The sequence below is a fragment of the Ensifer sp. VA4 genome, assembly GCF_055710065.1.
In genome coordinates this window covers 1-18,620 of the sequence record NZ_JBVQPO010000005.1, presented here as the reverse complement: position 1 = coordinate 18,620, position 18,620 = coordinate 1, and the positions used below count along the sequence as shown (strand labels likewise).

Annotated in this window: 21 protein-coding genes and 2 tRNA genes; 8 read left to right on the top strand and 15 right to left on the bottom strand. The window is 61.8% G+C overall.

The genetic code is table 11. The features are described from left to right. Window positions 1–141: 141 nt before the first annotated feature. Window positions 142–456 (top strand): quaternary ammonium compound efflux SMR transporter SugE, encoded by a 315-nt coding sequence (gene sugE, locus AC0C6X_RS09320; RefSeq protein ID WP_173516271.1) that lies wholly within the window; start codon window positions 142–144, stop codon window positions 454–456. Window positions 457–581: 125 nt separating this feature from the next. On the opposite strand, the gene AC0C6X_RS09315 is transcribed toward sugE, so the two are convergent. The 9 genes from AC0C6X_RS09315 to AC0C6X_RS09275 form a co-directional block, all read right to left on the bottom strand. Next, window positions 582–1,367 (bottom strand): ATP12 family chaperone protein, encoded by a 786-nt coding sequence (locus tag AC0C6X_RS09315; RefSeq protein WP_173516272.1) that lies wholly within the window; start codon window positions 1,365–1,367, stop codon window positions 582–584. After that, window positions 1,360–2,025, bottom strand: coding sequence for an HAD-IA family hydrolase (locus AC0C6X_RS09310; RefSeq protein WP_173516273.1), 666 nt, complete (start codon window positions 2,023–2,025; stop codon window positions 1,360–1,362). Before AC0C6X_RS09310 ends, AC0C6X_RS09315 begins: the two co-directional genes overlap by 8 nt. After that, a complete protein-coding gene (locus tag AC0C6X_RS09305) occupies window positions 2,025–3,017 on the bottom strand; it encodes an RluA family pseudouridine synthase (RefSeq protein ID WP_173516274.1) in 993 nt (330 codons plus the stop codon). Before AC0C6X_RS09305 ends, AC0C6X_RS09310 begins: the two co-directional genes overlap by 1 nt. Window positions 3,018–3,227: 210 nt before the next feature. Next, complete coding sequence (gene crcB / locus AC0C6X_RS09300; protein WP_472952713.1) at window positions 3,228–3,605, bottom strand: fluoride efflux transporter CrcB; 378 nt, start codon at window positions 3,603–3,605, stop codon at window positions 3,228–3,230. 24 nt (window positions 3,606–3,629) lie between these two features. Further along, window positions 3,630–4,463 carry an S-formylglutathione hydrolase gene (gene fghA, locus AC0C6X_RS09295; protein ID WP_472952711.1) on the bottom strand — a complete coding sequence of 278 codons (834 nt, stop codon included), beginning with the start codon at window positions 4,461–4,463 and terminating at the stop codon, window positions 3,630–3,632. Between the two features lie 24 nt (window positions 4,464–4,487). Continuing rightward, window positions 4,488–5,135, bottom strand: coding sequence for a DUF1345 domain-containing protein (locus AC0C6X_RS09290; RefSeq protein ID WP_173516277.1), 648 nt, complete (start codon window positions 5,133–5,135; stop codon window positions 4,488–4,490). Window positions 5,136–5,184: 49 nt separating this feature from the next. Further along, window positions 5,185–5,625 carry a YaiI/YqxD family protein gene (locus AC0C6X_RS09285; protein WP_173516278.1) on the bottom strand — a complete coding sequence of 147 codons (441 nt, stop codon included), beginning with the start codon at window positions 5,623–5,625 and terminating at the stop codon, window positions 5,185–5,187. A gap of 184 nt (window positions 5,626–5,809) precedes the next feature. Then, window positions 5,810–6,937, bottom strand: a complete 1,128-nt coding sequence (locus tag AC0C6X_RS09280) for an S-(hydroxymethyl)glutathione dehydrogenase/class III alcohol dehydrogenase (protein WP_247959108.1) — start codon at window positions 6,935–6,937, stop codon at window positions 5,810–5,812. 68 nt (window positions 6,938–7,005) lie between these two features. Then, window positions 7,006–7,404 (bottom strand): helix-turn-helix domain-containing protein, encoded by a 399-nt coding sequence (locus AC0C6X_RS09275; RefSeq protein ID WP_173516280.1) that lies wholly within the window; start codon window positions 7,402–7,404, stop codon window positions 7,006–7,008. 306 nt (window positions 7,405–7,710) lie between these two features. On the opposite strand from AC0C6X_RS09275, the gene AC0C6X_RS09270 reads away from it, so the two are divergent. Then, complete coding sequence (locus tag AC0C6X_RS09270; protein WP_246304278.1) at window positions 7,711–8,649, top strand: DMT family transporter; 939 nt, start codon at window positions 7,711–7,713, stop codon at window positions 8,647–8,649. Window positions 8,650–8,655: 6 nt separating this feature from the next. On the opposite strand, the gene lipB is transcribed toward AC0C6X_RS09270, so the two are convergent. Continuing rightward, window positions 8,656–9,375 (bottom strand): lipoyl(octanoyl) transferase LipB, encoded by a 720-nt coding sequence (gene lipB / locus AC0C6X_RS09265; RefSeq protein WP_246304279.1) that lies wholly within the window; start codon window positions 9,373–9,375, stop codon window positions 8,656–8,658. A gap of 194 nt (window positions 9,376–9,569) precedes the next feature. On the opposite strand from lipB, the gene AC0C6X_RS09260 reads away from it, so the two are divergent. Both AC0C6X_RS09260 and AC0C6X_RS09255 read left to right on the top strand, forming a co-directional pair. Further along, window positions 9,570–9,654 (top strand) — tRNA-Leu (locus tag AC0C6X_RS09260). A 383-nt stretch (window positions 9,655–10,037) separates the two neighbouring features. Continuing rightward, window positions 10,038–10,122 (top strand) — tRNA-Leu (locus AC0C6X_RS09255). 145 nt (window positions 10,123–10,267) lie between these two features. On the opposite strand, the gene AC0C6X_RS09250 is transcribed toward AC0C6X_RS09255, so the two are convergent. Both AC0C6X_RS09250 and AC0C6X_RS09245 read right to left on the bottom strand, forming a co-directional pair. Further along, window positions 10,268–10,537, bottom strand: a complete 270-nt coding sequence (locus AC0C6X_RS09250; RefSeq protein ID WP_247959107.1) for a hypothetical protein — start codon at window positions 10,535–10,537, stop codon at window positions 10,268–10,270. A 48-nt stretch (window positions 10,538–10,585) separates the two neighbouring features. Then, on the bottom strand, window positions 10,586–11,095 hold the full coding sequence (locus AC0C6X_RS09245) for a peptide deformylase (RefSeq protein ID WP_247959106.1): 510 nt from the start codon (window positions 11,093–11,095) through the stop codon (window positions 10,586–10,588). Window positions 11,096–11,484: 389 nt separating this feature from the next. Between AC0C6X_RS09245 and mgtE the strand changes: the two genes are divergently transcribed. Together mgtE and AC0C6X_RS09235 are read left to right on the top strand one after the other, a co-directional pair. Then, window positions 11,485–12,906 carry a magnesium transporter gene (gene mgtE, locus AC0C6X_RS09240; protein ID WP_173516283.1) on the top strand — a complete coding sequence of 474 codons (1,422 nt, stop codon included), beginning with the start codon at window positions 11,485–11,487 and terminating at the stop codon, window positions 12,904–12,906. 68 nt (window positions 12,907–12,974) lie between these two features. After that, entirely contained in the window at window positions 12,975–13,361 is a 387-nt protein-coding gene (locus AC0C6X_RS09235) for a MerR family transcriptional regulator (RefSeq protein ID WP_113537749.1), read from the top strand. A gap of 76 nt (window positions 13,362–13,437) precedes the next feature. On the opposite strand, the gene AC0C6X_RS09230 is transcribed toward AC0C6X_RS09235, so the two are convergent. From AC0C6X_RS09230 to AC0C6X_RS09220, 3 genes are all read right to left on the bottom strand, one after another. Next, window positions 13,438–13,911, bottom strand: a complete 474-nt coding sequence (locus tag AC0C6X_RS09230; protein WP_173516284.1) for a methyltransferase family protein — start codon at window positions 13,909–13,911, stop codon at window positions 13,438–13,440. A 3-nt stretch (window positions 13,912–13,914) separates the two neighbouring features. After that, on the bottom strand, window positions 13,915–14,925 hold the full coding sequence (locus AC0C6X_RS09225) for a heparan-alpha-glucosaminide N-acetyltransferase (RefSeq protein ID WP_472952709.1): 1,011 nt from the start codon (window positions 14,923–14,925) through the stop codon (window positions 13,915–13,917). A gap of 130 nt (window positions 14,926–15,055) precedes the next feature. Further along, window positions 15,056–15,748, bottom strand: coding sequence for a DUF599 domain-containing protein (locus AC0C6X_RS09220; RefSeq protein WP_472952708.1), 693 nt, complete (start codon window positions 15,746–15,748; stop codon window positions 15,056–15,058). Between the two features lie 733 nt (window positions 15,749–16,481). On the opposite strand from AC0C6X_RS09220, the gene AC0C6X_RS09215 reads away from it, so the two are divergent. Together AC0C6X_RS09215 and AC0C6X_RS09210 are read left to right on the top strand one after the other, a co-directional pair. Continuing rightward, a complete protein-coding gene (locus AC0C6X_RS09215; RefSeq protein WP_472952705.1) occupies window positions 16,482–17,882 on the top strand; it encodes an L-serine ammonia-lyase in 1,401 nt (466 codons plus the stop codon). Window positions 17,883–18,059: 177 nt separating this feature from the next. After that, a complete protein-coding gene (locus tag AC0C6X_RS09210) occupies window positions 18,060–18,497 on the top strand; it encodes a DUF1489 family protein (protein ID WP_173516288.1) in 438 nt (145 codons plus the stop codon). Window positions 18,498–18,620: the final 123 nt, after the last annotated feature.

Here is an 18,620-nt window from a genome sequence, read left to right as displayed (position 1 = left end):
GCAAAGCTGATCTGTCCGTGGTTGCCTTGCTGTCGGCGCCGGTGTATGGGATAGAGCCTGCATTGCAGACGGCTGCACGGTTCGCAAAGTCGATACCGAACATCCGCGGGGACGGCCTCGCTCCAACCTTGGGAGTTTGACATGGCCTGGTTCCTTCTTCTGCTTGCCGGTGTCCTCGAAATCGGCTGGGCAATCGGTCTCAAATACACGGATGGCTTTACGCGCGTCACGCCGACGATCCTGACCGTCGGGTCGATGATCCTCAGTGTCGTGCTGCTCGGTCTTGCCGTGCGCAGCCTGCCTCTTGGCACGGCCTACGCGGTCTGGACCGGCATCGGCACCGTCGGCACCGTCATCCTCGGCATCTTCCTGTTCGCGGAGCCCGCGACCTTCATCCGTCTCGGCTGCATCGCGCTCATCGTCAGCGGCATTGCCGGACTGAAGCTCGCTGCCTAACGCTGCGTACTGCATTGCCGTAGCGTCAGGCTCTCGAAGCGGCGGCCATAGTTACAAATGAAGCGGGCTGCGCGTCATGAAGGACGCGCAGCCCGCAATCGTATTCAGCGATGTGGCGTTCTCGTTTAGCGCAGGGCGTCGAGCACCGCCGCGGTCGCCTGCATTTCCTGCCAGCGGTTCTCCCGCCGGCGGAAGGCCTCGTCGTCGGTTCCCCAATGCTCGATCTGCCAGTCCTCGTCCACATGCGCGGCCGTCCAAGCCTCTTCGGCGGAGAGCCTGCCCGAGGCGAAGGCGAGCGCCAAGAGGGCCGAGCCCGTCAGGCTCGTCACCGTGTGGACGCAGGTGAGGCCGAGCGGCGTCGCGAAGGCACGCAAGCCTTCCGCATAGGCGGCGAGTGCTTCTTCCGGCTGTTCCTGATGGATCACGCCTTCGGCAAGGATGAAGCGGGCGCCGAGCGTTTGTTGTGCCCAATCGAGCACTGGATTCCAGATTTCGTTCTGGCGCGCGACGAGACCTTCCGGACTGTCGGCGCGGTAGCAGAGCATATCGGTTCCGGCGAAGCGCAGGATGTCATCGAAGACCGAGCGCTGGTCCTTGGCGACGCCGTCGAGTGCCGTGTTGACGATGCGGGTGACCGGCATCTGGCCGGGGTCGATGACCGCGGTCTGTGCCTCCCATTCGGCGGCGAGAATCTCCGCGAGCTTGCGCGTCGGCACGGCAAGCGGCTGTTTTGCCGGCGTGCGCACCGTCCGGCCATCGAGCAGCACGCTGTGCGTATCGCCGTCGACCGCAGCGACACTGACCTCTTTGTAGAAGCGCTTCGGCAGCGGTTTCAGCATCTGGATCTGTGCGCGGCGGACCGGATCCTCGTGGCTCATCGCACCGGTGAGTTCGTCGCGAATATCAGGCATGATTGTGTTCCATCCATTCAATGATGTCAGCCGGCGTCTGGGCAACGAAATCCGCGCCTGCCTCGATGAGGTCAGGGACGGACGCATAACCCCAGGCGACGCCGATGGCGGCGGCACCGGCTGCCTTGGCCATCTGCATGTCGTAGATCGCGTCGCCGATGACGACCGTATCCTTCGCATCGATGCCGGCTTCCGAGCAGCACTCCGTCACCATTGCCGGATGCGGCTTGGAGGGGCAATCGTCGGCCGTACGGGAAACGAAGAAGATGCTGTCGAAGCCGTGGGTTGCCGCGATATGGGTCAGGCCGCGCCGCGACTTTCCAGTGACGGCACCGATCAGCAGTTCATGGCGCGACGAGAGCGTCTGCATCATGTCGGCGATGCCCGGAAACAACAGCTCCTGGAAGCCGGCTTCGCCGCGCACGCCTGCGAAAATCGCCTTATAGTGTGCCGTCATCGCCAGCGCCAGATCGTCCACGTGCTCGCGGCCGAGCAGGCGGGCAATGGCGATGTCCAGGGTCAGGCCGATGATGCCCTTGGTCGCCGAAAGGGGCGGGCGCTCGCGGTCGAAGGCCTGGAAGGTGCGCGCCATCACTTCATGGATCAGGCCACCGCTGTCGACCAGTGTCCCGTCACAGTCGAAGAGAGCCAGTTTCATCAATCTTCCTCGTTCGCAGCATTCTCGTCGAAACCGAGCAGGTTCCAGCTCTGCACCATGTGCGGCGGCAGCGGTGCGGTCACCTGCAGGCGACCGCCGTTCGGATGCGGGATGTCGATGTGTCGGGCATGCAGGTGCAACCGGTTCTGAATACCGCCCGGGAACGACCAGTTGATGTCGGCCTCGAAATATTTGGGATCGCCGATGATCGGATGACCGATATGGGCTGCGTGCACGCGCAGCTGATGGGTGCGGCCGGTATAGGGCTCCATCTCCAACCAAGCGAGGTTCTGGCCGGCCTGTTCGACGATCCGGTAGTAGGAGATCGCGTGATCGGCGCCCTCGTCGCCATGCTTGGCAATACGCATGCGGTCGCCATCCGGCGTCTGTTCCTTGACGAGCCAGGTGGAGATCCGGTCTTCACGCTTTCGCGGCACGCCCTTCACCAGGGCCCAATAGGTCTTCTTGGTGTCACGCTCGCGGAAGGCGGCCGTCAGTTGCTGGGCAGCACCGCGGGTGCGGGCGATCACCAGCACGCCCGAGGTGTCGCGGTCGAGCCGGTGCACCAGGCGCGGTTTTTCACCCTTCTGGTTGGTCCAGGCCTCGAGCATCTTGTCGATATGACGGCTGACGCCGGAGCCGCCCTGGACGGCAAGGCCGGCCGGCTTGTTCAGCACGATGACCTTTGCATCCTCATGCAGCACCATGCGCGACAGAAGCTCGCCATCCGGAGAATGCCTGAGATCACGGCCACCGATCGGGCCGGTCTTGGTCTCCTTTGGGTCAACGCCGAGCGGCGGAATGCGGATCGTCTGCCCGGGCTGGACGCGGGTGTCGGATTTGGCGCGCGCGCCATCGACGCGAATCTGGCCGGAGCGCAGGAGTTTCTGCAGCGGACCGAAGCCCAACCCGGGAAAGTGCACCTTGAACCAGCGGTCGAGACGCATGCCGGCCTCGTCACCATCCACTTGTCTGTGTTCTATACCTGCCATTTGAGCGAACCTGCCTTCCGTTTCCGCAGCGTCGCGCGTCAGTCCGAAGCTCCTGCGGCTGGGATGGACGCAAGAAAACGCTTCAGGCGCGCAAAGGCTGCCGCAATCCTTAGCCGCTGCATGACAACGCCCTCGAAACGATGACGATCGAGGACCAATGCAGCAGCGCCACGTTTCCCTCTGGAGACGCAGCGCCTGTAGGAGCAGCCTTTAGACTATTGCGCGCACCAGAGCCAGCCCGCTGAAGACCGCCAAGATCGAAAGCGCGACGCTGGCGATTACGTAGATGACGGAAAGCACGACATCGCCGCGCTCGGCCAGCGTGATTGCGTCCAGCGAGAAGGCGGAGAAGGTCGTGTACCCACCGAGGACGCCGGTGATGAGGAACACGCGCATTTCCGGCGACGCGCCGAACTTGCGCATGATCATCTCCACCAGCAGGCCGATCAGGAACGAGCCTGTGATATTGACCCCGAGGGTGCCCCACGGGAAGCTGGGCCCGAAGCGGTGGATAGCCCAGAGCCCGGCGAGGTAGCGCAAGATCGAGCCGATCGCGCCACCGGCGCCGACGAGAAAGAGGTGGGTCATCAGTCGCTCCGCGGTCAAATCGGCTCAGGCCAGCCTGTCGGCATGCCACTTCAGATGATCGTCCATGAAGGTCGAGATGAAGTAATAGGAGTGGTCGTAGCGTTCATGCATCCGCAGCGTCAGACCGATGCCCGTGCCCTTCACGGCGTCTTCGAACAGCCAGGGGCGCAGTCCGCTTTCGAGGAAGCTGTCTGCCTTGCCCTGGTCGATCAGGAATTCGGGGAAGCGTGCGCCATCCTGGACGAGGGCGCAGGCATCATATTGCCGCCAGGCTGCGCGATCGGTTCCAAGGTACTTCTCGAAGGCGCCGATCGACCAATCAGCGGTCGACGGCTCGACGATCGGCGCGAAAGCCGAGCAGCTCCTGAATCGGTCCGGCTGCTTGAGCGCGATCGTCATCGCGCCGTGACCGCCCATTGAATGTCCGAAGATCCCCTGGCGGCTCATGTCCATGCGGAAGTGCTGGCTGACGAAGGCGGGCAGCTCTTCGGTAATGTAGGTGTACATCTGATAGTGCTCGGCCCAGGGCTTCTCGGTGGCGTCGAGATAGAACCCGGCGCCTTTGCCCATCTGCCAATTCGTCAACTCGTCGGGGACGTCGGTGCCGCGCGGGCTGGTATCCGGGCAGACGATGATGAGGCCGAGCTCGGACGCCATGCGCCGGTACTCGCCCTTCTCCATGACGTTCGCGTGCGTGCAGGTGAGGCCGGACAGGTACCAGACGACCGGCCTCGGTTCCTTGATAGCCTGTGGCGGTACGAAGACGGCGAAAGTCATCTCGCCCTTGCAGGCCTCGGATTCGTGCGAAAAGACGCCCTGCATGCCGCCGAAGGCGGTGTTTTGCGAAAGGACTTTCATGGGATGCTCCTTGGATAATTATGCTCAGCCGGCAAGCTGCACGGCCGCGTTCACGGCGGCGGCGACGAGCACGGTGTTGAAGAAGAACGAGACGATGGCGTGCATCAGGTTGATGCGCCGCATGGTCGTCGTCGTGATGGCGACATCAGATGTTTGCGCCGTCATGCCGATGACGAAGGAAAAATAGAGGAAATCATAGCCGCCAGGATCAGGGGTCCCGGGAAAATCGAGGCCGCGCGCCGGCTCCGCTGCCTGCTTGGTCTGGTCAGCCACCCAATAGACATGGGCATAGTGCATGGCGGCCATCATGTGGATGGTCGCCCAGCCGAGCACGACGGAGGCAAAGGCGAGGGCGAGCGCCAGGGCGGATGCGGTCTGCTGGGCATTGAGCGCAAAGAACAGCGAGACGAGCGCGGTTGTGGCGGCGCCGAATGTTACAAGGAAGATGACGGCTTCCGGCTCGTCGGTGTTGCGGGCATGCGTTTTCAGGTGTCTGCCCGTCATCATTCGCAGGCGCCGCCAGCTCATGAAGAGATAGACGCAGAAAAAGGTGATGGCCGCGGCCACGAGGACAAAGGGGCGCGCAACGAACCAGAGGGCTGGTACGGTCAGAGCTCCGCAGAAGAGGGCGGTGTAGAAGGGCCAGTGCCTGAGCTTTGTCGTCGCTTTCATTGAAATGCCCCTGCGATTGCGGTTGCCCGCAGGATTGCTCGTCGCGCTGTCATTTTTTCGACTGGCGTGCGAGTCGGTCAAGTGTTTCAAGAAAGGCAGAGCGATCCCGTGGGGTGAAGGCGGCGTTGTAGCCCTTGCTCTCGCCGGTTTCGCGCAGGTGTTGGCCAAGATCACGCATGGCGGATGCCATGCCGATATTGCTCTTGTCGAAGAGGCGGCCCGATGGACCGGTGACCAGTGCGCCGGCGGCAACGCAGCGCGCGGCCAGCGGCACGTCGGCGGTGACGACGATATCGCCTTCATGCGCCCGTTCCGCGATCCAATCGTCCGCCGCATCGAAGCCCGCCGAGACGATGACGTTGTGCACCATCGGGTCGCGCGAGGGACGCAGGCCGGAATTGGCGACGAAAGTCACCTCTATTCCATGGCGCTCGGCCACCTTCAGGATTTCCGCCTTCACCGGGCAGGCATCGGCATCGACATAGATCATCTTGAATCAATTTCTCAACGGACTGAAAAAGCGCCGGAAATCAATCGACTCCGGCGCCGTTCTGAATCGGATTGTGAGCAATTCCAGGAAAAGTGCGAAGCGGTTTTCCGTCCGGAATTGCGTCATTCAGGTTGTGAAGCAATTCCGGGCATAGTTTGAAGCCCGGAACTGCGCCACCTGGCGCTCAGTAAAGAACGACCGAGCGAATGCTTTCGCCGGAATGCATCAGTTCGAAGCCCTTGTTAATGTCTTCGAGCGCCATGGTGTGGGTGATCATCGGATCGATCTCGATCTTGCCCTCCATGTACCAGTCGACGATCTTCGGCACGTCGGTGCGGCCGCGGGCGCCGCCGAAGGCGGTGCCCATCCAACTGCGGCCGGTGACGAGCTGGAACGGCCGGGTGGAGATCTCCTGGCCGGCACCGGCGACGCCGATCACCACCGACTTGCCCCAGCCGCGATGCGAGGCTTCGAGCGCCTGGCGCATCACCTTGGTGTTGCCGGTGCAGTCGAAGGTGTAGTCGGCCCCGCCGATCTGGTCGGCGCCGCGCTTCGTCATGTTGACGAGATAGGGCACGATGTCGTCGCCGACCTCCTGCGGGTTGACGAAGTGGGTCATGCCGAAGCGCTCGCCCCAGGCCTTCTTGTCGTTGTTGAGGTCGACGCCGATGATCATGTCGGCACCGGCAAGCCTGAGCCCCTGGATGACGTTGAGGCCGATGCCGCCGAGACCGAAGACGATCGCGGTCGCGCCGATCTCCACTTGTGCCGTGTTGATGACCGCACCGATGCCGGTGGTGACGCCGCAGCCGATGTAGCAGATCTTGTCGAAGGGCGCGTCCGGGTTGACCTTGGCGATGGCGATCTCCGGCAGCACCGTGTAGTTGGCGAAGGTCGAGCAGCCCATGTAGTGGTGGATCTTGTCCTTGCCGATCGAGAAGCGCGAGGTGCCGTCCGGCATCAGGCCCTGGCCCTGCGTCGCGCGGATCGCGGTGCAGAGATTGGTCTTGCGGCTGAGGCACGACGGGCAGGAACGGCACTCGGGGGTGTAAAGCGGAATGACGTGATCGCCCTTCTTCACCGAGGTGACGCCCGGGCCGACGTCGACGACGATACCGGCGCCTTCATGGCCGAGGATCGCCGGGAACAGGCCTTCCGGATCGGCGCCCGACAGGGTGAAGTCGTCGGTGTGGCAGATGCCGGTGGCCTTGACCTCGATCAGCACCTCGCCGGCCTTCGGGCCTTCGAGCTGAACCGTCATGACCTCGAGCGGCTTGCCGGCCTGAACGGCAACGGCGGCGCGTACATCCATCTAATTTCTCCCTTGAGCAAAAATGGTTTCGGGCCACCAGGACGGCGGCCCGTTGGAATCGGTAATAGCTAACGAATGTTCTGTTGAACGCGATTGAGTTCCATCTCAAGAGCCGCGATGGCCTTGCCGGTCTGCTCATGCAGCTTCTTGACCAGTGCAAGCTGCTCGCGAAGACCGTCGCGCTCGTCGTCGCACGCGTCTGAATCCGGGGCCTTGCCGAGGCCGGCAATCAGCCAGGCGGGCGTAACGCCCAACACGCCGGCCAGCAGGAACAGCCGGTTCGTCCGGGGTTCGGCGCGATCGCGCTCCCAGGCCGAGACCGTTTCAGCGCGGACCCCAAGCTGGTCTGCAAGATCCTTGGTGCTGAGGTTGGCGGCATCGCGCGCCCTCCAGATGCGTCCACCCAGCGTGTCACCGTCGCTGGTGTCTCGCAGGCGGGCAATCATCGTTTCGGTGGACAAGCGCATGGATATCTCCTTTGCCACGGTTACGTTCAAAGGTCCCGGACATCAGGCAGACCGCCGCTTTTGATGTCCGGGGCGGAAGATGGTCCTGAACTTATAGGCATTTGGTCGGCGAGGGACCACCCCGAAGCGCCAAAAACACCGTCAATTGCGGCTTACTGCATGTCTCCTTAAGTCGACCTCGCTTTGAGGACGAAGACATGCAGAAAATCAAAGTGCCACAGCAACCTTTGCGCGTCTGATAAAACGCCCGACCGTTGAAAACCACAGCGTTGCCACTAATCTGCCGCGGCCAACCGGAGCTTGCCCATGACCGACGCCCGAACCGCGGCTGCCGAGCCTGCCAATACCGTCATGCAAGGCGTCGCCATCATGCTCTTTGCGATGGTCATTCTGCCCGGCATGGATGTGATTGCAAAATATATGGCCGTTTATGAAGGCATGTCGCCCGGCCAGGTAACCTTCTATCGCTTCTTCTTCCAGTTGGTGGCTACGTTGCCCATGCTTCTCGGCGCCGGTGGCCTGCGGGCGCTGAAGCCGAAGCGTCCCTGGGCCAATCTGCTGCGCGGCGTGCTGCTGGCGACCGCGGCCTTGTTCTTTTTCATTTCCGTGAAGTACATGCCTTTGGCCGACACCTTTGCCATCTACTTCGTCGAGCCCTTCATCCTGACTTGCCTTTCGGCCGTGTTTCTCAAGGAGAAGGTCGGCTGGCGGCGTTGGCTGGCGATCGTCGTCGGCTTCGGTGGGGCGATGATCGTCATCCAGCCGAGCTTCGCGGTCTTCGGCGTGACGGCGTTGCTGCCGGTTGCCTGCGCCTTCGTGTTTGCCTGCTATCTGCTTCTCAATCGCGCGGTCGGTACCGGCGACTCGCCGCTGACGATGCAGACCATCGCCGGTATCGGCGGCACATTGATGATGGCGCTGGTGATCCTGATCGGTAACGGCATGGGGAGTGCGGACTTCGTGCCGTCCTTACCCAAATCGGCACTTGGGTGGACGCTGGTGGTCGTGCTCGGCACGCTCTCCGGCTACGGCCACCTGCTCGTCGTCAAGGCCTTCAGAGCGGCGCCTGTTTCCTTGTTGGCGCCATTCCACTATTTCGAGATCGTCACGGCGACAGCGCTTGGCTACCTCATCTTCGGAGACTTTCCATCGCTCTCCAAATGGCTCGGCATCGCCATCATCGTCGGCTCTGGCCTCTTCATCATCTGGCGCGAGCGGCAGGCGGGGCGACGGGCCGCAAACTAGGCGGAATTAGGCTCCGTCGGTTGTCGTCGGGCCGAACACGCTCTCGAAGGCTTCGCGCAGACGAATGTCCACGTCCGGCATCATGACCGGCAGACCAAGGTCGACGAGACTCGTGACACCATAACCGCGGATACCGCAGGGCACGATGCCGCCGAAATGGTCGAGGTCGGGATCGACGTTCAGAGCGAAGCCGTGGAAGCTCACCCATTTGCGCAGGCGGATCCCGATTGCGGCAATCTTGTCTTCTGCCATGGAGCCATCCGGCAGGGCTGGCTTTTCCGGGCGGCGAACCCAGACGCCGACCCGATCTTCGCGGCGCTCGCCTCTGACATTCATGGAATCGAGCGTGGAAATGACGACGCTCTCCAGCGCGGCGACGAAGGCGCGCACGTCCTGTTTCCGGCGCTTGAGGTCGAGCATGACGTAAACGACGCGCTGTCCCGGACCATGATAGGTGTATTCGCCGCCGCGACCTGTCGCGAAAACCGGAAAGCGGTCTGGCATCACCAGGTCGGCAGCATCGGCGCTGGTTCCGGCCGTATAAAGCGGTGGATGCTCGACCAGCCAGACGAGTTCGTCCGCCGTTCCGGCCGCGATCGCGGCGGCTTCCTGCTCCATCAACTCGACGGCCTGTGGATAATCGACCAGTTCGGAGGCGATCCGCCAGCGAACCGGCGGTGATTCCGGAGGGGCGAACATGTCCTGGCTCAGATTCTCACGCTGCATTCGCTCGGTATTCCTGTTTTTCAGAGCTTGTACATGGGACGGCGTGAGACAAGAGTCCAGCGTTTCCACGGCTTCCCGAGCGGGCTGTTGAAATAGTTTCATTTCCCGTCAAATTTCTGTCGTCATCCTCTTGTGCCCCCCAGGGGCTTTTGCTACATGCAGCCGCGTCGGCGCAAGTCGGCACCTACCACGATGCGGTCGTGGCGGAATTGGTAGACGCGCAGCGTTGAGGTCGCTGTGGGGCAACCCGTGGAAGTTCGAGTCTTCTCGACCGCACCAAATACCCGGCTTCGGCCGGGTTTTTGTTTTTTTCTTCAGCTCAGCGAGATGGCGTTTAGCCTGGGATCGGGTCTTTGACCGATATATTCGCTGCACGTTTCCGCTCAAGAACAGGCGTCCAACATGGCGGAAGCTCGTTCGTCTTGCTCGCGATTGGCAGGGGCCTGCCGCGATCCAAACGGCCGGTCTCGGCGCTATGGCTGATAACGTGCGTGCGCACTTGGTCTGCGAGAGGCGGCCGGGCACGGCTTCTTCACACCGAAAAATGCGAAGGCTGCTGCGTTCCGTCGCGATCATTCGAATTGTGCACAGCCGTCCCTTGTGCACCCCGGGGGCTTTTGCTAAATGCAGCCCCGCCGGCGCGAGTCGGCAGCTACCACGATGCGGTCGTGGCGGAATTGGTAGACGCGCAGCGTTGAGGTCGCTGTGGGGCAACCCGTGGAAGTTCGAGTCTTCTCGACCGCACCAAATACCCGGCTTCGGCCGGGTTTTTGTTTGTAAATCCAACAGTTAGCTTTGAACGCGCGCGTGGACGGACCTGTGCCGGGCCTTGCGATCGTCTGCTGTCGATCGCAGGGCGCCTCTCAGGTTGAACACGACTCCACGGCCCGCGTCAGCTGTTGCCGGCGGGCCCGCTCTGGTCCATGCGGCGGCGGACGAGCTTGTAGCTGTGATCGGGCTGAACCTCGTAGGTTTCGTAGACCATCTGCCCTTCATACATGAAGCGGTTCTGGACCATCGTGCCGGGAGCGGCCTGCGTCTTTCTCTTGCTCGCGTTCTCGCCGTAGGTCAGGCTTTCGGGCAGGGGTTCAAGGCTCTGTTGGGCGCTGTTGCAACCGGCAAGAGCCAGGAGGCCGATGACTGCAAGATATGTTGGCTTCATTGTCAGATCCTTGGTGAAGTCATTTGATACTGTCTGCGGGGCACGGCTCTAGCCGCGTGGCTGTTCCCTTGTCAGTTTTTCGAATTTCTTGATCGCCCGATCGCGTTTCAGGCGCGAGAGGCGTTGGGTCCAGAATATGCCGTCCAGTTGATCGATCTCGTGCTGCAGGCAAATCGCCATCAGCCCTTCGGCCTCTTCTTCCATTGTTTCACCGCAGAGCGCCTGAAAGCGAACTCGCACCGCTTGCGGACGTTCGACGTCTTCCGTGACCCCTGGCATCGAAACGCTGCCTTCCGCATGTTTCATGAGCTGGGTAGAGTGCCAGACGATCTCCGGGTTGACGTAGATCCTAACGCCGCTCTCCTGGTCGAGTTCGATCACGGTCACCCGCTGAAGGACACCAATATGCGGGGCGGTGATGCCGATACCCGGTGCCGCTCGCATCGTGTCGAGAAGATCGGCCGCAAGGGCCTCGAGCGTCGCGTCAAAGCGGGTGACGCTGTCCGCCTTGCGGCTCAGCATTTGGTTTGGAAAGCGGACAATGGGACGGATCGCCATCAGATATTCCTCGACTGCAGCGGTGCGGGGGCGTTCGTCCCGTTGAGGAACGCAAGAGACGCCGTAAACCTTGAGCTGCCGTTTCGCTCGCTGAAATCGATTCCGGCTTCAGGGAACGAAGAAAAGTGCTAACCGATCGTGCGATCGATGTCGACTGCATCGAGATACCGCCGGTTTCTCATGTATTTGCAACAGCTTGAATAAATCTGTTGTCGCCACGCGCGGGGTGGTAACTGTGCTGTGGACCTCGGCGGGGCTTTGCGGTAGCAGGCTCTAGAGCCCGACTCCGAACCACGGCGGCGGAAGAAGGCCAGCCAACCGTCAGTGACGCATTCTTTCCGGTCTGCAAAGATGGCCACCGGAAAGCAGCAATCGTTTCGAGGGCGCCCATGAGCAATATCGGCGACGACGACAGCGGTCTCGAAGACGTCAAGACCTTTGACGGTTCGGACATCTATGCCGACGACGGTTCGGTCCGTTCCGATTTCCTCATGCATGTCGGCGCGGCGATTGCCGATCGCGACACGATCTATCTGCGCCAGCATGTTGCCGGCCTGCATTCCTCGGAACTCGGCGACCTGCTCGAGGCGATCCAGCCGGAGCAGCGTCTGGCGCTGGTCTCGCTGCTCGGCAAGGAGTTCGACCTTTCGGCGCTGACCGAGGTCGACGAGGCGATCCGTCTCGATATCGTCGATCATCTGCCGAACGAGCAGATCGCCGAGGCTATCGGCGAGATGGATTCCGACGACGCCGTCTACATTCTCGAGGACCTCGACCAGGAAGACCAGGACGAAATCCTGGCGAAGCTTCCCTTCACGGAACGGGTTCGTCTGCGCCGCTCGCTCGACTATCCCGAGAGCACGGCCGGCCGGCGCATGCAGACCGAGTTCGTGGCGGTGCCGCCGTTCTGGACCGTCGGCCAGACGATCGACTACATGCGCGAGGACGAGGACCTGCCCGAGAGCTTCACGCAGATCTTCGTCATCGATCCCACCTTCAAACTGCTCGGTGCCGTGGACCTCGATCGCGTGCTGCGTACCAAACGCTCGGTCAAGGTCGATGCAATCATGCACGACACGAGCCACGCCATTCCTGCCGAAATGGACCAGGAAGAGGCAGCTCAGCTCTTCGAGCAGTACGACTTGCTCTCCGCGGCGGTGGTTGACGACAACGGTCGGTTGGTGGGCGTTCTCACCATCGACGACGTCGTCGACGTCATTCAGGAAGAAGCCGAGGAAGACTTGCTGCGCCTGAGCGGCGTTGGCGACGAAGAACTGTCGGACTCGGTGGCGGAAGCATCGCGCTCGCGCGTGCCCTGGCTGTTCATCAATTCCATGACGGCCTGCATTTCCGCTTCGGTCATCGGCCTCTTCGATGCGACCATTCAGCAGATCGTGGCGCTTGCCATCCTGATGCCGATCGTCGCCGGCATGGGCGGCAATGCCGGTTCGCAGACAATGACGGTCACCGTGCGCGCGCTGGCAACCCGCGGCCTCGATATTCACAACGCTCCGCGCATCATCCGGCGCGAAGCCGGGGTGGGGCTCCTCAACGGCATGATCTTCGGCGCGCTGATCGGTCTGGTGGCTGGTCTCTGGTTTCAGGATCCGAACATCGGCGGCATCATCGCTACTGCGATGCTGATCAACATGATGGCCGCAGCGCTCGCCGGCATCCTCGTTCCGCTGTGTCTGGACCGCTTCGGCGCGGATCCGGCCGTCTCTTCCGCCGTCTTCGTGACCGCCATTACCGATATCACCGGCTTCTTCAGTTTTCTCGGCATTGCCACCTGGTGGTTCCACGTCACGTAGGCGCCGTTGTTTGACTTTTACGTCAAGGTCAACGATAGTGGATTTGCGAAAAATCATGGAATGGCAGCGTGAATAAATATTATAGCATCACCGAATTGACGCGGGAATTCGGCATTTCCACCCGAACGCTGCGGTTCTATGAGGACGAGGGCCTCATTCATCCCGAGCGCCGCGGCCGTACGCGGCTGTTCCGGCCGGCAGATCGCCGGCTGATCCAGGAAATTCTGCGTGGCCGGCGGATCGGCTTTACGATTGCCGAGATCCGCGAAATCATCCAGGTCTACAAGGACCCGCCCGGCGAGATGGGCCAGCTTCGCCTGTTGATGAGCCGCGTCGAGGAAAAGCGCGAGGAACTTCGCCAGAAGCGCAAGGATATCGAAGATACATTGGCAGAACTCGACAATGTCGAAGAGGCGTGCCTCACGCGTCTGGCGGAGATTGGCGTCGGCACCTGATCCGCCAATGCATTTGAGGAATTTGAAGGGTGGCGTCTGCGCCGCCTTTTTTGTTTGGCCATTCCGGCCTGCCGGCTCAGATCCAGCGGCTGGTGTGCCGGCAATAGCGCTCGAACTCGAAGCCGAAGCGCGACAGCAAGTGCCGCTCTTCATTGCGAATGGCAAAGAGCGTCGTCAGCATCACCGCTGCGATCGCCGTGATGAAGAACCACGGATTGAGCGTCGCTAGGCCAAAGCCGACCATCATCAAAGTATAGCCGAGATAGATCGGATTGCGCGTGAAGCGGAAGGGGCCGTAGGTGACAAGGCAGGTCGCCGAGCGGTAAGGCATGACGGCCGTGTGGCGGTCGAGCAACGTCTTGACCGCCCAGAGGTCCAGCCAGATGGCCGCAACGATCAGTATGCCGCCGATGATCCAGGGAAACCAGCTATGTCCATGTGCCACCGGGATGGGGGAATATCGCCCCAGAACAAGGGCCGCGAGCGTGGCGACGCCGTAGAGCAGGGCGGGCCACGGGAAGGTCAGCGGCTTGGCACGATAGGCATTCATGTCCTAGTCCCCTGATTGCACGTCCATTGTGCACTGTCGCGCGATTCGCGCAATGCGTTCATCGGTGCTGACGTTGATCTCTCCCCTGTTCAGATCGTCGAACAGGTTCTGCTGTACCAGAAGGTCTAACGTACAGCCGCAGAAGGTCTCGCACGGCACGGCTGGGTTGCCCTGGTTGCAGGCCGCCACGCAATTGCTGCGGTACGCCTGTTTGGGATCCGGCAATGTCGGCGGTGAGATCAGCGAGAAGAGATAGACCAGTCCGATGAGCACGGGCTGGTGAATGAGGTATATGGCCAGACTGTGACGGCCGCCGAAGACGAAGGGCCTCATCCACAGCTTGCCCTTGTCGCCTGTGGATGGACGGATTGCCAGGGCGGCGACGAGCCGCGTGTGGAAGAGCTTGGCTGCGGCAAGGCCGAGCAGGAAAGGCCCGAGCCACGGCAGCAGCGGCACGTAGTCGTTGGAGCGCGGTAGCGTTTCGGACAGTCCGACCCACCAGAGCCACGGTGCGTCGAAGGCCGGCGAGCGCAGATAGAAGGGGGCTGCGATGGCTGCCGCCGCCGCAACGAGGGAAATGACGGCGGGAAGCCGCAGGAAGACAAGGCCGATTATGCTTGCCGCGGCGATAGCATGCAGGATGCCGAAGAAGATGAACGTGTCCGGGAACGCGAAATAGGTCGCGATGGTAATCAGCGCCGCGGCACCGGCGATCTTGGCAAAGCGGCGCATGAACGCGTCGAGGCGCAGCTTCGGCCATTGTCCCAGCACCAGGCTGTAACCGGCGAGGAACAGGAAGCTGCTGGCGATCAGCCGGGCGAAGATCTTCCAGCCGCCGGTGCCGGCGGTTCCCGCGGCAACGTAGCCGAAGAACTCGAGATCCCAGACGAAGTGATAGGTTGCCATGGCGAGCAGCGCCACGCCGCGCGCGACATCGATGAAAGCGAGCCTTCCCCGTGCGGCGGGTTGAGCCGGTATCTGTGTTGCCGGTGAAGTCACGTTGCTGTCGGACATGGGCATTCGCCATCCTGTGGGCGTGAGGAAGAGTGACAGGTTTGGCTTGCGCCAAACACGCGTCGCTGGTTGATGGTGGAACTGAGTAGGCCTGACTTGTTTCTGTTCGGCGCGAAAGGCGTGCGTGCCGTCAGGGCGCTGCGTCCTGCAGCAGCGCCGCGCGTGCCTGCGAGTAGAACTGCCGGCGGGTCAGCACGTAGATGACGAAGACGGTAAGCCCGACAAAGACATAGGGGCTGACGAACCAGCCGAGATAACCGATCGACAGGAAAATCGCCCTGAGGCCGGCGTTGAAGTGCTTGGCGGCCAGCACGTTCATACGGATCGCCCGTTCGGCCGCTCTCTCGGCCGCCCGCGGATCTCGCTGCATGTCGGCGGTCATCGGAATGCCGCCCATCAGGATCGAGCAATAGTTGAACAGCCGATAGGACCAGCCGAACTTGAAGAAGGAATAGCCGAAGAGGCAGGTGAGGCCGCCAACCTTGAGCTCGAATGCGGTGCGCCCGCCATGGAAGACGTAGGGCATGTCCGCGAAGATCATCTGCGCCTGTTCGGTCGCCCCCAGCAACGCGAAGCAGCCGCCGAGCGCGAAAATCGTCGTCGAGGCAAAGAAGGCGGTGCCGGCCTGAAGCCCTGCAATGATCTGCGTGTCGATCATCTTCAGGTCGCGGTTCAGCGAATTGCGGATCCAGCGGCCGCGATGCTCGTTCATGAGGCGGGTGAGACTCACACGCTTGAAGCCGCGCGAGCCGTCGGTCGCCCAACTGAAGCCTGCCCAAAGCAGGATGAACACGACAAGCGCTATGTAATCTTCGAAGGTCATACACGTGTTTTTGGCATGGCTTTTGGAAATTGCAAGGTGGCCGCGGCGGCGTGGGAATCGGCGGCGCGTCAACTACTGTGATGAAATTGCGGCGGAATTTCTCTCCGTCGCCGCCGGTCGACTGCGCGGTTTTCACCAGTTTGGCGTTTGGTGCGACAAGGCCAGGACACCTTTTCGCCACATTTCCCCATTGCGGATTTACGTTTTCTTCAATATGCATGGCCCCAGACGCGGGGCGCGCCATATGTGCTGCCCGCGGCCGTTGAGAGTGTTTCGGAGACATCATGGACAATACAATTCAGAAGTCTTGCTGGGGTGTGACTGCTCGCGCCGTAGCTGGTTTCGCTGGCGTTCTTGTTCTTGCTTATCTTTTCGGCGGCCTTTGATATCTAGTATCTAGAAAAGTCCACTGATTGTCGGCGCGGCTTCCCAGGAGCCGCGCCGTTTTGATTCCAGATGGCCGGAGCGCCTGCGCACGGCAATGTCGCACGGATGGGATCGAATGTCGGTTGATCGCCTGACCGTTCGCTATGGGATCGCATAGGCTTCGTTCCTATATTTGGTGCGGATTTCCTTAAATCGGGACCGATCTGAGGATAAAATCGTCCAGCAAATATGAGGATAGCGCGCCGGTTCGCACGGACCGTGAAGCGTGATATCGAGGCAATCGTGAATGCGGCGTTCAGGCGGTCATGCCGGTGCGCTGCGGGTCAGTCTCCGGGGCAGGCAGCTTATGTTTCTTTCCGTCTTCGACGTGTTCAAGATTGGTATCGGGCCTTCGAGCTCGCACACGATGGGGCCGATGTCGGCCGCCAACCGCTTTCTCGATCTCATCTTGTCTGATGACTGGCCGCGCCCGTCCCATGCTGCCGTTGCGGCGATCAAGGTCAGCCTGCATGGTTCGCTTGCCCATACCGGCATCGGCCATGGAACGGGCAGGGCGGTGATCCTTGGCCTCGTCGGCGAACGCCCCGATCTGGTCGACCCCGATCGCATGGACGCGTTGATCGACGAGGTCGAGCGCAGCGGACGCATTGCGCCGCCCGGACATCCATCCTACGAATTCCAGCCGAAGACGGACCTGATCTTCGACAAGAAGGTGCCGCTGCCGGGCCACGCCAATGGCATGTCCTTCTCCGCCTTCGATCGGGATGGCAGGCTGCTTCTGAAGCGGATCTATTACTCGATCGGCGGCGGTTTCGTCGTGACCGATACGGAACTCGAGGCCATGCGTGCCTCGAAGAACAAGGCGGCTGGCGTCAAGGTGCCTTTCCCGTTCTCGACAGCCCAGGAGATGCTGGACATGGCGGCCCGCTCGGGCCTGACGATCGCCCAAATGAAGCGGGCGAACGAAGAAGCGACCATGTCGCCGGATGAGCTCAATGCCGGGCTCGACCGCATCTGGAGCGCGATGAGCAACTGTATCGACCGAGGGCTGAGCCAGGAGGGCATCATGCCGGGCGGCCTGAAGGTCCGTCGCCGTGCCCGCTCGATCCACGACAAGCTGCAGGAAGAATGGCGCTCCAACAAGACCAATCCGCTGCTCGCCAACGACTGGCTGAGCGTCTACGCCATGGCGGTCAATGAAGAGAATGCCGCGGGCGGCCGCGTCGTCACGTCGCCCACCAACGGTGCCGCCGGCGTCGTTCCCGCCACGATCCGTTACTACATGCACTTCCATGACGATGCCGATCAGGAGGGCATTCGCGACTATCTGCTGACGGCCGCCGCGATCGGTGGCATCATCAAGCACAATGCCTCGATTTCGGGCGCAGAAGTCGGCTGTCAGGGCGAAGTCGGTTCAGCTTCCGCCATGGCGGCTGCGGGGCTTGCTGCCGTCATGGGCGGTACGCCCGAACAGATTGAAAATGCCGCCGAGATCGCACTCGAGCATCACCTCGGCATGACCTGCGATCCAGTGGCCGGCCTGGTTCAGGTGCCGTGCATCGAACGCAACGCGCTTGGCGCGGTCAAGGCCGTGACGGCGGCGTCGCTGGCGCTCAAGGGCGACGGCAAGCATTTCGTACCGCTCGATGCCTGCATCGAGACGATGCGCCAGACCGGCGTCGACATGAACGAGAAGTACAAGGAAACATCGACCGGCGGTCTCGCGGTCAACGTCGTCGAATGTTGAGCCATACAGCGCCGCGCGCCTCTTAGGGCGCGCCAAGATCGCTGTATCACTTTGAAGCGCTGCATAATTTTGTCCCTAAATCGATCCCGGTTTAAGGAATTATGCAGTGGCGGTGATTGTGGATGAACAGCGTCTGGCCGCTTGACCGCAACGGCCGGACGGGTGTTCAAAACAGCTATGTCTCTGCATCTCATAAAGCTCTGCGTCGGGGCGGAATCGATCGATGACCTGCGCGAATGGGTTTCGCGCAAGGCGATGGCCGCCATGGCCGCCGGCCTTGAGCCCCATTCGTTTCACACGACCCGCATGGTGCCCAAGCGCATGGAGGAACTGCTGGACGGCGGTTCGCTCTACTGGGTCATCAAGGGGACGGTGCAGGCGCGGCAGCCCTTGATCGGTATCGAGACCTTCACGGATGGCGAGGGTATCGGCCGCTGCAATCTGCTGCTCGGGCCGGAAGTGGTTGAGACGGAGCTGCAGCCGCGGCGCGCCTTCCAGGGCTGGCGCTATCTCACCGACAAGGACGCGCCCCGCGACCTGGCGTCGCTTTCCGGCGGTGGCGCCGATATGCCGCTCGAACTGCGCCGCGAACTGGCGGAGCTCGGACTTCTCTAGTGTCCTGATCGATAAATTTGTGCGATCATTTTCCCTGTTTGAGAAGGGGATGATCGATGGGCAAAGCGGCGGTTGCGATTGTCTTGACGGGTGAGGAGCGCGGTGAACTGGAGACATTGGTTC